Origin of the sequence: Sphingorhabdus rigui, from assembly GCF_014196595.1 — a bacterium.
Lineage (GTDB): Bacteria > Pseudomonadota > Alphaproteobacteria > Sphingomonadales > Sphingomonadaceae > Sphingorhabdus_B > Sphingorhabdus_B rigui.
In genome coordinates, this window is record NZ_JACIEA010000002.1 from 118,391 (window position 1) to 130,820 (window position 12,430).

Below are 12,430 nucleotides of genomic sequence, written 5' to 3' on the forward strand. Positions count from 1 at the left end.
GGCACCAGGTGAACATATGAGCCTGGTTCGAAACAGCATTACCATTGGGGGGCTGACTTTGGTCAGCCGCGTGCTTGGTCTTGTGCGCGATATGTTGATGGCGCGCTACGTCGGTGCGGGGCTTGCGTCCGACGCGTTTCTGATTGCGTGGCGGCTGCCCAACCTGTTTCGTGCATTGTTCGCCGAAGGCGCCTTTGCTGCCGTTTTTGTCCCTCTGTTCAACAAGAAAATGACCGAGGCTGAACGCGAAAAGGCGCAATCGGGCCTTACCGCCGCGCGCACATTCGCGAGCCAAGTGCTGTCCGTGCTGTTTCCATTTCTGGTGCTGTTCACAGGCGTCATGATGTTGGCAGCGGGGCCGGTTGTCTGGGCCATGACCGGCGGGTTTCCCGATGGCGGGCCCGAGAAATTTGCGCTTGCACGCCATCTGACGATTATCACTTTTCCCTATCTCGCGCTCATCTCGTTGGTGTCGCTGCTTGGCGGCATATTGAATTCGCTGAACCGTTTCTGGGTCAATGCCGCCGCGCCGATATTGCTGAATATCTGCATGATTATCGCGCTCATCTTCTTCCGTGGTGACAGCGAAGTTGAAACGGCGGTTACCCAAGCCATTGCGGTTACGGTATCCGGCGCACTCCAATTGCTGTGGCTGATGTGGGCGTGCCACCGCGCAGGGGCTAGCCTGAAGCTTGCATGGCCGCGCCTAACGCCCGACGTAAAACTGATGCTCGCCTTGATTGCGCCTGCCGCGATTGGCCAAGGCGCTATTCAATTCAACCTTCTGATCTCAACATCGCTCGCGGCGCGGTTCTTGCCAGAAGGGTCGGTATCATGGCTCTATTATGCCGACCGTTTGAACCAGCTGCCATTGGGATTGATTGGCATCGCAATTGGTACCGCGATCCTGCCTGCGCTTTCGCGGCAAATCGCCGGAGCCGATAGCAAGGCAGCGTCCGACACGCAAAATCGTGCCGTTGAACTGGCATTGTTCTTTGCCATGCCGGCAACGGCGGCCCTGATCGTTTCGGCGATACCAATCGTCCATGGTATATTTGAACATGGCGCGTTCACCGCGGCCGACACGCGGGGGACAGCCGCTGTCCTGATGGCTTTTTCCGCCGGCGTACCGGCTTATGTCCTCATTAAGGTGCTGACACCCGGATTTTACGCGCGCAGCGACACCAAAACGCCGCTGCGGTTGGCGCTGTGGTCGATGTTGGTGAACCTTATCGGTAACCTCATTCTCATTTGGCCGCTCGCACATATCGGCGTTGGCGTTGCGACCGCGATATCAGCCTGGGTCAATGTCGCCTTGCTATGGTTCACCTTGCGCAAACGCGGGCATATCGCGGTCGATGCGCGGCTCAAGCAAAAGGCATGGCGCATTGTTCTGGCCGCAGCATTGATGGGCGTCGCACTGTTTTTCGGCAATGAAATCATTGAAGACCAATTGGGCACGGGATTGTGGCGACGCATCGCTGTGCTGTCAGTTCTCGTCAGCGCTGGCGGCGCTGTATATGCGCTGGCCATATTGCTTTTCGGCGCTTACCGAATTCAAGAATTAAAATCCCTGTTCCGCAGGCGTGCAGCATCGCCCGCGGCCAATATAAGCGAGTAATCATCATGCGCGTCGTTTCTGGCATTCAACCCACCGGCAATCTGCATTTGGGTAATTATCTCGGTGCGATCCGCAACTGGGTAAAAATGCAGGATGAAATGGAATGCCTGTATTTCCTTGCTGATTTACACGCGATTTCCATGCCGCATGTTCCGGCCGAATTGACGGCAAACACGCGCGAGATGGCCGCGGCCTTGCTCGCGTGCGGACTGGACACCGACAAGGCGATATTGTTCAACCAAGCGCAGGTCCCTGCCCATGCGGAGCTTCAGTGGTTGCTCACCGGCACTGCGCGCATGGGTTGGCTGAACCGCATGACGCAGTTCAAGGACAAATCGGGCAAGAACCGCGAAGGCGCGAGCATCGCGCTGTTCACCTACCCCGTGCTTCAGGCCGCAGACGTCTTATTGTATCAGGCGACCCATGTTCCGGTCGGCGAAGATCAAAAGCAGCATTTGGAGCTGGCGCGCGACATTGCCCAGAAGTTCAACACGGACTTCGGAAACGGCACCGATATCTTCACCTTGCCCGATCCCATCATTCCCAAAGAAACCGCGCGCATCATGTCGCTACGCGACGGCAGTTCGAAAATGTCGAAGTCCGATCCAAGCGATATGAGCCGGATTAACCTGATCGACGATGCCGACACCATCCTGAGCAAAATCAAGAAGGCCAAGACCGATCCTGAAGCACTTCCGTCGGAGCCTGCTGGCCTTGAAGGCCGCCCTGAAGCGAAAAATCTTGTCGGCATTTACGCCGCCTTTGCCGAAGAGACCGTCGAGGCAACATTATCGCGTTTTGGTGGTCAGGGCTTTGGCGCATTCAAACCGGCATTGGCAGAAATCGTCATTGAACATCTGCGCCCCATTTCGGAGCGCTTCGCTGTTCTGAAGGATGACCACGAACAGATCGACGCTGCGCTTGCCAAGGGGGCAGCGAAAGCGCGTGAACTTGGCGGACCAACGTTGAAAGCCGCCTACGCTGCGCTTGGTCTTCTGCGCTAAATTGTGCTGTGGTGCCGTTCAACCACAGTTCAGCGAAACTATCCTAAACGAAACGCGTTATGCTATGGACGGCGTTCGGTCGCTGCTTTGAGGATGTGAAATGATGAAAAAGGTCGCAACTTTTCTTGCCCCCATCGCATTGCTGGCACTTGGTGCCTGTGCAACGCCGTTTAACGCGGATGTCTCGCGGTTTCAGCAATTGCCCGCGCCGCAGGGCCAGACATTCGTTATCCGCGCGGCCAACCCAGACAATGCAGGCGGCATTGAATTTGGCCAATATGCGGCATTGGTTGCAAGCGAGCTTCAGGAGATTGGTTATGTGCCCGCGACGGGCGCAAATGCAGATATGACCGTCTCGCTCGATTATGCGGTTGATCAGGGCAAGGAACGCGACATCGTTCGCCAAGATCCGTTTTATGACCCTTATTGGGGTTTTGGAAGCTTTTATCGGCCCTATGTCGTGCGCACCCGTCGCGGCGCGCGTTACGTCGTCGGCTATTATGATCCATTCCTGTATAGCGGCTTCAACCGTCCCTATGAAATCGATAGCTTCACGGTGTATACCGCCAATCTCGATATGAAGATTGACCGTAACGGCGACGGCAAGCGTTTGTTTGAAGGCAAGGCGGAAGCCAAGTCACGGTCAAACAAGCTGCCTTATCTGGTGCCAAATCTGGTTGAGGCGATGTTTACGGGATTCCCCGGCAATGGCGGTGAAACGGTCCGTATCTCGGTTGCGCCAGAGGAAAAGCGCTAACCTTCTAAACTAAGCACGCCGCAAAATCGGCTAAGGTTACGGATCAGACCCCGCAACTCAGCTCGGTTTGGCCATAGACCGTGCCCTCACCGCGGGTGCCCGATATCCCGGCGTAAAGTTCAGTTGCCTTGAATATGCCATCGGGCCCGATGTTAAATCCATTGTCGCGGAAAACGGCGATGACCTTGGCGGGCGGATCGGCGAAATACAGCGACTGCGATTCATAATGCTGGCCAAGCGCCGTGAGCGACAATCCATCAAATGAACGGCGCATGCGCGCATAGCTGCTTTTGCCTTCGACCTTGGCATAGGCTTTTTCGCGCGCAGCCTCGTCAGCATATTCTTTGGCTTCCAATGCTTGCCATTGCGCCCGAAGCCGCGCGCCAATTTTGGTAAATTCCGCGCCAATTTCACCGCTGAATGCGCATGTTTGCGGATTGAAGCCAATGGCAATCGGCTTACCGCCCAAACGCGCCAATATGGATTTTCCGTCGGCCAGATAGCCATAGCCATTATCGGGAAGCTTCACCTCAATGAAGTTGTCGGCGGTCAGACCAACCAGTTTTAGCGTGGTGTCTGCGCGCGCACGATCGATCAGCGCGCTGTCCGGCGCCGTCGTCGCCCACACATCAACGGGCATATCAACAACCCATGATTGATCGTTCAACAAGGTGACAAGCTCGGGTGGTTTCGACGGTGAAAGATTGACCATCGCGATGAAGCCATTGCCGTCGCTCAATGCAATCCAGCCATCGCCGGGCGGTGAACCCGGCTGAACGACACCCGTCACTTGCGACCCGCGCGGCAGCTTGCCCAATATCACGCTGTCGGAAGTGGTCGGCTTGTCGCGAACATTCGCTTCGGTCATTGTGAAGAAAATCTGGGCTGCGGCAGGCGCGCTTGTGCTCTGATCGGCCATTGGCGTTGCCGAACCGTTCTGCATGTCATCAAGGACGAACAGCCAGAAATACAAACCAACGAAAATCAGCAGAATAAACAGCGCCGCGACAGGCATCACCCGTGAGCGTTTAGCGCCAGCCCGGGACACAAGTCGCGCTTTCATAGAGGCCCCGCAATGCGCACAAAATGGTGCGTGAAAGGCATTTTATGACCCGCATGACGCACAAGATTGCCCATTACACCCTTTCCGATTCCCTATCAGTGGATAGGCTCTGGAAAGGAGGTTGAAAAGGGGTGGATTAAGCTTCGAGCTGACGGAGCAGCGCGCGGACATCATTGTCCATATCGCTGTCCTGCTGACGTAAACCTTCGACCAAGCGCACGGCGTGAATTACCGTCGAATGATCGCGTCCACCGAATTTGCGTCCGATTTCCGGATAGCTGCGTGGTGTCATGACCTTGGCGAGATACATGGCGACCTGACGCGGGCGGACAACGGCGCGCGCACGGCGCTTCGATGACATTTCGCTCCGGTCGATGCGATAATATTCGCATACTGCACGCTGGATTTCGTCAATCGTGATACGGCGGCGGCACGCGCTCAAAATATCTTTCAGCTGCTCTTCCGCCAAGGTCCGGGTCACTGGCTTGCCAGTCAACTGGGCATATGCGAGCAGCTTGTTCAGGCCACCTTCGAGTTCACGCACATTGCGGCTGATGGTGCGGGCCAGAAACTCAATCACATCTTCACCAACTTGCGCTTCAGGCATGTTGGCAAGGCGCTGTTCGAGGATCAGGCGGCGCAGCTCAAGGTCCGCTGGTTGAATGTCAGCGACCAGACCCATCGACAGACGCGACAGGATGCGCTGATCCACGCCGTCAAGCGCTTGCGGCGCGCGGTCGGCAGCAACGACGAGGCGTTTGCCGGCGCCGATGATGGCATCGATGGTGTGGAGGAACTCTTCTTGGGTCGATACCTTGCCGATGATGAACTGGATATCGTCAATCAACAGCACATCGACGGCACGCAAGCGCGCCTTGAACTCCATGACTTCCTTGCGCCGCATCGCGGTTACAAATTCCATCATGAATTTTTCTGCAGACATATAAATGATCTGCGCATCGGGGTTCACTTCGGCATAAGCATGACCGATGGCATGCATCAGGTGGGTTTTGCCCTGACCCGTTGCCGCTTGAAGATACAGTGGATTGAAAAGCGGCTTGTCTTTCGACGCGACGCGTTCTGCAGCGCTGAGCGCGAGAACATTGGTTTGGCCTTTAACGAAATTCGCAAACGTCATCCGCGGATCAAGTGCCGAACGTGGCGGCAGAGCATCGTTCGCCTCTTGCGCGACAATGCGTTCGGCGTTTGTCGAAGCACGGAGCAATTCGACGCGTGGTGCACCGGGGCGTGTGCGGATCTTAAGCTGCTTAACGCTTTTATTGGTGCTCGACCAAGCCAAACGCAGGCGATCGGCATAATGATCAGACACCCAGCTTGCAGAAAAATCTGAGGGCAAAAGAAGTTCGAGCGTACCCGTCAGGTCACAAAAGTCGCCAAGGGTGATAGAGCGAATCCATTGGCCATATATTTGCGCGCCCAAATCGCGACGCAAGCCGGACGATATTGTCTGCCAATCGGCATCAAAACGGGATTTCAACGTCAGGCCGGCATTTTCGCCATGCGGTTGATCTAATGTGATCTGCGATACTGATTTATATTCGGCCAACGTGCCTGCCCCCAATTTTCCACCCCATCCAGATCAACACAACCGCGCGCTATCTGCCCACAAGCGAACCGAACACACGAACCCTGTGCATTTGTTGCCAAATGCAGCGGTCGTCCCGTCCAATTCTCGATGTGAGGCACTGCCCGACTGTCGTCATGCATTGCTGGAAACAGTTTCTTAGACCGCTCGAAACGAGTCGATCAAGTGCAGCGCTGCAAAAAAACTGAAATAAATGGCATTGACTCGGCAACAGCCAAGCAAATCCGTTGATTAATTTATAAGCGTTTGATTTTAATGTATTTTTTCCAAAAATACCTGTGGATATCTTCCGAATCGCGGGAAATCCGTCGGCTTTGCCTTTGCGACAGTGGACAATAAAAAACCCGCCAGGATTATGGCGGGTTTCAAATTTTTAGGCTGGACCAGCCAGCCTGTAAAACATCGCTTAGGCGAGACCGCCAACCGCCTTTGTGAGGCGACCAAATTTGCGCGATGCTGTGTTCTTATGCAGAACGCCCTTGGATACGCCACGCGCCAATTCAGGCTGTGCAGCAGCGAGTGCAGCAGCGGCTGCCGACTTGTCACCGAGTTCAATCGCAGACTCTACCTTTTTGATGAAGGTACGGATGCGGCTGACGCGTGCGCCATTAACTTCGGTGCGACGCGCATTGCGACGGATACGCTTTTTTGCTTGCGGCGTATTGGCCATTTTTATCCTCGAATTTCGATATTTGCGGAGACGTCTTTATGAAACACGTCCGTTGAAGGTGCGGCCCTTAACCCTGCCTAACAGATTCGTCAACCTCGAAATACCGCACTATCGCTGACATTTCGCGCAGTAAAAGGTCGAGCGCCCCGAATCAACGCGCCGTTGAACAGGCGCGCCGCAACCACAGTCCTGCCCTTCGCGGCCATAGACGCGCCAATCCTTGGCAAAGTAGCCAAGTTCTCCGTCCGGTGCGGCAAAGTCACGCAACGTCGATCCGCCAGCCGCGATCGCTGCCGTCAGCACCTCTTTAATCGCCACAACGAGCCGGACAAGCCGGGGCTTGCTAATTGAGCTGGCGGGCGCCCGCGGATCGATGCCCGCCATATGCAGCGCCTCACACACATAGATATTGCCCAAGCCTGCGACGATATTCTGGTTGAGCAACATCGCCTTAATCGGGGCTTTCCGGTCATGCAGCGCGTCTCGCAGCACAGTTGCATCAAATGCCTGCGACAAAGGCTCCGGACCCATTTTTTCAAAAAAGCGATAGCTGTCCAATTTGTCCGAATCGATAATATCGAGCGAACCAAAGCGGCGGTGGTCATTCAAAGCGACAACCCGACCACTGGCTGTTTCCAGAATGAAATGGTCATGCTTTTCGATTTCCGCAGGATCAACACGCCATCGTCCGGACATGCCCAAATGGAATATCAGCGTATCCTCACGGTCGGTATGGATAAGGCCATATTTGGCGCGCCGCCCGAGCGTATCGATTCGCGCGCCCGTCAGCCGCTGACGCAGATCGACCGGGATGGGCCAACGCAAGTCCGCACGGCGCGGTTCCGCGCGGACGATCATCTCGCCTTCAAGCACCGAACGCAGGCCGGCGACTGTGGTTTCCACTTCAGGTAATTCTGGCATATCGTTTTGTACCCAGGGTCAGGACCTATTGAATGCACCCTCGCGGCGTCCTTTGGATTTGACCCATATTGTCCATATCTGCGTTGGCAAGCTTGGACTTAGAACCACTAAGTCCGGCGCTTACCGCCTTGCACGGAACAATATGGCCTCAAACCGCGAAGGCGCATTTAATAGGTCCTGGCCCTAACAGCCTTTGCGGCTGGCGCAACAATCGGCTAGAGGCTGCAGAATGAATGATACGGTATCCTTTGGCTATGAACAGGTTAGCCCTGAAGAAAAGACAAAACGCGTAGGCGGCGTCTTTTCCAATGTCGCGCGCAAATATGACATCATGAATGATGCGATGTCCGGCGGCATGCATCGCCTTTGGAAAGACACTTTTGTCCGCCGTGTGAAGCCGCGCGAAGGCGAAGATATCCTCGATATGGCGGGCGGAACGGGCGACATCGCGTTCCGCATGGAAAAATCAGGCGCGCAGGTCACGGTATCCGACATCAACGAAGACATGTTGGACGTCGGTATGGAGCGCGCGATGAAACGCGGGATCGACAGCCTGATCTGGTCCCCACAAAATGCCGAAACGCTCAGCTTTCCCGATGCGCATTTTGATGCCTACACAATTGCCTTTGGCATCCGCAACGTCACCGACATTCCCAAGGCACTGCGCGAGGCACATCGCGTGCTGCGTTATGGTGGCCGTTTCTTCTGCCTCGAATTTTCGACCGTTGAATGGCCTGGCCTCGCACAAATTTACGACGTTTATTCGGACAAGCTTGTCCCTAAACTTGGAAAAGCCATTGCGGGTGATGAGGACAGCTATCGATATCTCGTCGAATCGATCCGCCGCTTCCCCGACATGCAAAATTTTAAGCGCATGATTGGCGAAGCAGGCTTTGTGCAAACGAAGGTAGAACCCATTTTGGGCGGACTTGTCGCCATTCATAGCGGCTGGAAGGTTTAACTTCCGCGCTGATGACACGTCCCGCAACCCATATTTTCCGTTTGCTCAAATGGGGCCGCATTCTCGCGCGGCACGGCGCGCTGCGCGCGATCGAAGCTGACCGGAACACGCCGCCGCAAGTAAAACGTCTTTGCCGCATCGCGCGCATCGGAACACGCCAGCCCAAGGTGCCCGATTATGCCGGCGCGTTTCGCGCCATTGGCCCTGCGGCCATTAAGCTTGGGCAAACGCTTGCCACCCGTCCAGACATTATTGGTGAGGAAGCTACCCGCAATCTGCTGTCGCTACAGGATCAGCTTCCGCCCGCACCGTTCGATCTTGTGTACGCACAAATCGACAGCAGCTTAAATAAGCCCGCTGCAGAGCTGTTTGAATATATCGACCCGGTACCCGTAGGCGCAGCCTCCATCGCGCAGGTGCACCGTGCACGCACAACCGAAGGCACGGACGTCGCTGTCAAAGTCCTTCGTCCCGGTATTCGCGAACAATTTGCCCGCGATATCGAAACCTATGAATGGGCCGCAGCACATCTGGAAGCATTGGGCGGCGAAGCTGCGCGCTTGCGACCGCAGCTTGTCATTGCAAACCTGAAACGCTGGACCTTGCGCGAACTCGATTTGCGCCGCGAAGCCGCGAGCGCGTCAGAGCTGAAAGATGCCATGGTCGCCGTCGACGGCTATATGATCCCCACCATTGATTGGGACCGGACGTCCGGCCGCGTGCTCACGCTGGAATGGGTCGATGGCGTTAAGATTGCCGATATAGATGCGTTAAAAGCCGCTGGCCACGATCTGAATAAAATGGCCGAAAAGCTCGTGCTGACATTTTTACGTCAGGCGATTTCGGAAGGCTTCTTCCACGCCGACATGCATCAGGGCAATTTGTTCGTTCGCGCAGATGGCACGATTGTCGCCATCGATTTTGGCATCATGGGCCGCATCAACCGGCAAGCGCGTTTCTGGCTTGCGGAAATCCTCTACGGATTGACCACCGGCAATTACAAACGCGTCGCCGAAATCCATTTCGAAGCGCAATATGTGCCGAGCTATCATAATGTCGACGAATTCGCGACCGCCCTGCGCGCTGTTGGTGAGCCGACACGCGGCAAGCCCGTGAGCGAATTGTCGGTGGGGCAAATGCTCGACAGCCTATTCGCCATCACCCGCGACTTTGACATGCAGACGCAGCCGCATTTGCTGTTGCTGCAAAAGACGATGGTCATGGTCGAAGGCATTGCGACTTCGCTGAACCCAAGCATCAATATGTGGGATGTTGCCGCCCCCTATGTGCGCGAATGGATTCGCGGAGAGCTTGGCCCTGAAGCCATGCTTGCCGACGGTATTCGCAAGCAAGCCGAAACCTTGCAGATGATACCCGACCTCATCCGCCGTTTGGACGAACAACTTCCCCGCAAAGGCGGCGCGCCGGAACCACCCCCGCTTCCACCCGTACAGCTGATTTGGGAACGTAATGGCACGGGCAACGGCTGGCGCTACATGATAGTGGCCTTACTCGCAGGCGCCATTGGCGCTGTGGGCATGTGGGTTGTTGGATTTTCTTAAGAATACTTTAACCATCTAAATTTAAGCCTAACCCTGCAATCAAGCAATTGAGATGGGGGAAGCGTGCGGCACGGCCGGATCGAAATTGAAAGCCCCCTGGCGGTCGACAGCCAACCGCTCGAGCTGGGTGTTATCATCCCCACCTATAACGAACGTGTAAATGTTGAGATACTGATTGCACGATTATCGATCGTGCTTGCTGGAATCAGCTGGGAAGCCATTTTTGTCGACGACAATTCCCCCGATGGCACGTCAGCACTCGTTCGTGATATCGCACGTCAAAATCGTAATATTCGGATCGTACATCGTATCGGTCGGCGGGGATTATCAACGGCCGTTGTCGAAGGTATGCTTGCAAGTTCCGCCCCCGTATTGGCTGTAATTGACGGCGACATGCAGCATGATGAAGCTATATTACCGCGGCTATTTTCCAAAGTTTTTTTGGGCGAGGCCGACATCGCGGTTGGCACGCGCTATTCGGAAGGCGGAGGTACCGGCGACTGGAGCTCGGGGCGTTTGCGGATGAGCCAGTGGGCGACAAAGATTAGCAAATTTACGCTTCGTGCCGATCTGACTGATCCCATGAGCGGCTTTTTCGTGATTTCGCGGTCAGTGTTGATGGATGCAGTACCCAAGCTGTCTGGCGTCGGATTCAAAATATTGCTGGATATCGTTGCATCGCTACAGACCAAACCAACGATCGCCGAAATTCCTTATGTTTTCCGATCTCGCGCCATGGGCGAGAGCAAGGCAGGCGCGTTGGTAGCGGTGGAATATCTCGCCCTGCTTGCAGACAAAACAGTTGGCCGTTTCTTGCCAGTTCGGCTGTTAAGCTTTCTAGCGGTCGGCAGCATCGGTGTTGGTATTCATCTCACGGCACTCGCGTCCGCGCTGGCTATGGGTTACACATTTTTGTCAGCGGAAATAATCGCAACAATGACTGCAATGACTGCGAATTTCACTCTCAATAACATATTCACGTATCACGACCGACGCCTTCGTGGGTGGAAAATTTTCCCTGGGCTGCTTAGCTATTATGCGATCTGCGGCGTTGGCGGCGTTGCCAACATTGGCATCGGAACATGGTTAAATGGCCAAAACAGCAACTGGTGGGTTGCAGGGCTTGCCGGCGTTATTGTGGGCGCTGTCTGGAATTTTGCCGCTTCATCATTTGTCACATGGCGCAAGTGAAGGGAATATCGCGATTTGCTGCGCTTGATCGCGCAAAAGCTGTCTTGTTGCTAGCCGCGCTTATGATCTTCCTCGTCGCTGCGATATTGCCACAGGCAACGAACACAACACCGGCCTCCTCGTCGATAAACACGACAGCAAAACCGCCGATGACCGACGAAGATTTAGTGCTCTATGGGTCAATTGCGGCCCGCGTTGCAACAGGTGAATCATATTACGACGCTGCGGCAAAAGAGCTGCGTGCGGGTGTTTATCCCCTAAAACCATTCGTGACCTTTCGGCTACCGACCCTTGCCTATGTCAATGCGTATTTGGGCAAAACGGCTTCGTTCGGTCTTTTAAGTCTTATATTAAGTGCTGCGCTTTGGGCCTTCTGGAAGCGGCTGGACGGCGCATTTTTAAACCCGCATCGACGCGTTTCCGCAATACTGCTGATCATCTCTGGTGCGTTGATTGTTTTTGAGCCCAAATATGCCGCCCTACACGAACTATGGGCTGGTTTGTTGATAGCACTCGCCGTCGCTTTGAGAGGTTCGTCGCGCTGGTATCTAACAATTATCACAAGCTGCGCTGCTCTAATGATTCGGGAACTGGCTCTGCCATTTATAATGTTGATGGCCGCGTTTTCGCTATTTGAACGACAGTGGCGCGATTTGACTGCTTGGGTGATCGTGCTCATTCTGTTTGCGATAGTGATGTTGGCCCATGCCCATAACGTTGCAGTGGTCGTTAAGCCCGACGATTTATCATCACCCGGGTGGGTTGAAGTGGGCGGTTGGCATCGCTTTCTGGCAGCAATGCGCCTAACCTCCGCGTTGCGGGTCTTTCCGGAATGGCTTGGCAATGCCGGCGTCATTTTAGCATTTTTTGGATGGATGTCATGGCGCTCAGTCACCGGCCTATTGGGAACATTGCTTTTGATCGGCTATGCAATAATCTTCATGATCTTGGGTCGGCCCGAAAATTTTTACTGGGGTCTGTTGGTCGCGCCAGTGTTGCTCGTTGGTTGGGTGTTTTTACCTCAAGCAATGAGAGATTTAGGCGAAATATTGCTGCCTCGGAAAGCTAACTAGA

11 protein-coding genes are annotated in these 12,430 nt (G+C 54.9%); 7 read left to right on the forward strand and 4 right to left on the reverse strand.

Annotated elements, in window-relative coordinates:
- Nucleotides 1-16: 16 nt before the first annotated feature.
- The 3 genes from murJ (at nucleotide 17) to GGR91_RS08100 (ending at nucleotide 3,382) form a co-directional block, all read left to right on the forward strand.
- Nucleotides 17-1,621, forward strand: coding sequence for a murein biosynthesis integral membrane protein MurJ (gene murJ, locus GGR91_RS08090; protein ID WP_183941702.1), 1,605 nt, complete (start codon nucleotides 17-19; stop codon nucleotides 1,619-1,621).
- Between the two features lie 5 nt (nucleotides 1,622-1,626).
- Nucleotides 1,627-2,625 carry a tryptophan--tRNA ligase gene (trpS, locus tag GGR91_RS08095; protein ID WP_183941703.1) on the forward strand — a complete coding sequence of 333 codons (999 nt, stop codon included), beginning with the start codon at nucleotides 1,627-1,629 and terminating at the stop codon, nucleotides 2,623-2,625.
- Nucleotides 2,626-2,725: 100 nt separating this feature from the next.
- Nucleotides 2,726-3,382, forward strand: coding sequence for a DUF4136 domain-containing protein (locus GGR91_RS08100; protein ID WP_322788792.1), 657 nt, complete (start codon nucleotides 2,726-2,728; stop codon nucleotides 3,380-3,382).
- A 43-nt stretch (nucleotides 3,383-3,425) separates the two neighbouring features.
- Here the strand turns inward: GGR91_RS08100 and GGR91_RS08105 are convergent, their stop codons facing one another.
- The 4 genes from GGR91_RS08105 to mutM all read right to left on the reverse strand — a co-directional run bounded on the left by GGR91_RS08105 (nucleotide 3,426) and on the right by mutM (nucleotide 7,642).
- Nucleotides 3,426-4,400, reverse strand: coding sequence for an SH3 domain-containing protein (locus GGR91_RS08105; RefSeq protein ID WP_183941704.1), 975 nt, complete (start codon nucleotides 4,398-4,400; stop codon nucleotides 3,426-3,428).
- A 181-nt stretch (nucleotides 4,401-4,581) separates the two neighbouring features.
- On the reverse strand, nucleotides 4,582-5,943 hold the full coding sequence (gene dnaA, locus GGR91_RS08110) for a chromosomal replication initiator protein DnaA (protein WP_407698408.1): 1,362 nt from the start codon (nucleotides 5,941-5,943) through the stop codon (nucleotides 4,582-4,584).
- Between the two features lie 514 nt (nucleotides 5,944-6,457).
- Entirely contained in the window at nucleotides 6,458-6,721 is a 264-nt protein-coding gene (gene rpsT, locus GGR91_RS08115) for a 30S ribosomal protein S20 (protein WP_183941705.1), read from the reverse strand.
- A 108-nt stretch (nucleotides 6,722-6,829) separates the two neighbouring features.
- The gene (gene mutM / locus GGR91_RS08120; RefSeq protein ID WP_183941706.1) at nucleotides 6,830-7,642 is read right to left on the reverse strand and encodes a bifunctional DNA-formamidopyrimidine glycosylase/DNA-(apurinic or apyrimidinic site) lyase; all 813 of its coding nucleotides are present in this window, start codon (nucleotides 7,640-7,642) and stop codon (nucleotides 6,830-6,832) included.
- 229 nt (nucleotides 7,643-7,871) lie between these two features.
- Between mutM and GGR91_RS08125 the strand changes: the two genes are divergently transcribed.
- From GGR91_RS08125 to GGR91_RS08140, 4 genes are all read left to right on the forward strand, one after another.
- A complete protein-coding gene (locus GGR91_RS08125) occupies nucleotides 7,872-8,603 on the forward strand; it encodes a class I SAM-dependent methyltransferase (protein WP_183941707.1) in 732 nt (243 codons plus the stop codon).
- Between the two features lie 11 nt (nucleotides 8,604-8,614).
- Nucleotides 8,615-10,165 carry a 2-polyprenylphenol 6-hydroxylase gene (ubiB, locus tag GGR91_RS08130; RefSeq protein ID WP_183941708.1) on the forward strand — a complete coding sequence of 517 codons (1,551 nt, stop codon included), beginning with the start codon at nucleotides 8,615-8,617 and terminating at the stop codon, nucleotides 10,163-10,165.
- 63 nt (nucleotides 10,166-10,228) lie between these two features.
- Nucleotides 10,229-11,356 carry a glycosyltransferase family 2 protein gene (locus GGR91_RS08135; protein ID WP_322788794.1) on the forward strand — a complete coding sequence of 376 codons (1,128 nt, stop codon included), beginning with the start codon at nucleotides 10,229-10,231 and terminating at the stop codon, nucleotides 11,354-11,356.
- A 149-nt stretch (nucleotides 11,357-11,505) separates the two neighbouring features.
- Nucleotides 11,506-12,429, forward strand: coding sequence for a hypothetical protein (locus tag GGR91_RS08140; RefSeq protein ID WP_183941709.1), 924 nt, complete (start codon nucleotides 11,506-11,508; stop codon nucleotides 12,427-12,429).
- The last annotated feature ends 1 nt before the right edge of the window (nucleotide 12,430 follow it).

What these genes read in the sequence shown, in the direction of transcription:
- murJ (WP_183941702.1), top strand. Translation starts at nt 17, where the DNA reads ATGAGCCTGGTTCGAAACAGCATTACCATTGGGGGGCTGACTTTGGTC.
- trpS (WP_183941703.1), top strand. Translation starts at nt 1,627, where the DNA reads ATGCGCGTCGTTTCTGGCATTCAACCCACCGGCAATCTGCATTTGGGT.
- GGR91_RS08100 (WP_322788792.1), top strand. Translation starts at nt 2,726, where the DNA reads ATGATGAAAAAGGTCGCAACTTTTCTTGCCCCCATCGCATTGCTGGCA.
- rpsT (WP_183941705.1), bottom strand. Translation starts at nt 6,721, where the DNA reads ATGGCCAATACGCCGCAAGCAAAAAAGCGTATCCGTCGCAATGCGCGT.
- mutM (WP_183941706.1), bottom strand. Translation starts at nt 7,642, where the DNA reads ATGCCAGAATTACCTGAAGTGGAAACCACAGTCGCCGGCCTGCGTTCG.
- GGR91_RS08125 (WP_183941707.1), top strand. Translation starts at nt 7,872, where the DNA reads ATGAATGATACGGTATCCTTTGGCTATGAACAGGTTAGCCCTGAAGAA.
- ubiB (WP_183941708.1), top strand. Translation starts at nt 8,615, where the DNA reads ATGACACGTCCCGCAACCCATATTTTCCGTTTGCTCAAATGGGGCCGC.
- GGR91_RS08140 (WP_183941709.1), top strand. Translation starts at nt 11,506, where the DNA reads ATGACCGACGAAGATTTAGTGCTCTATGGGTCAATTGCGGCCCGCGTT.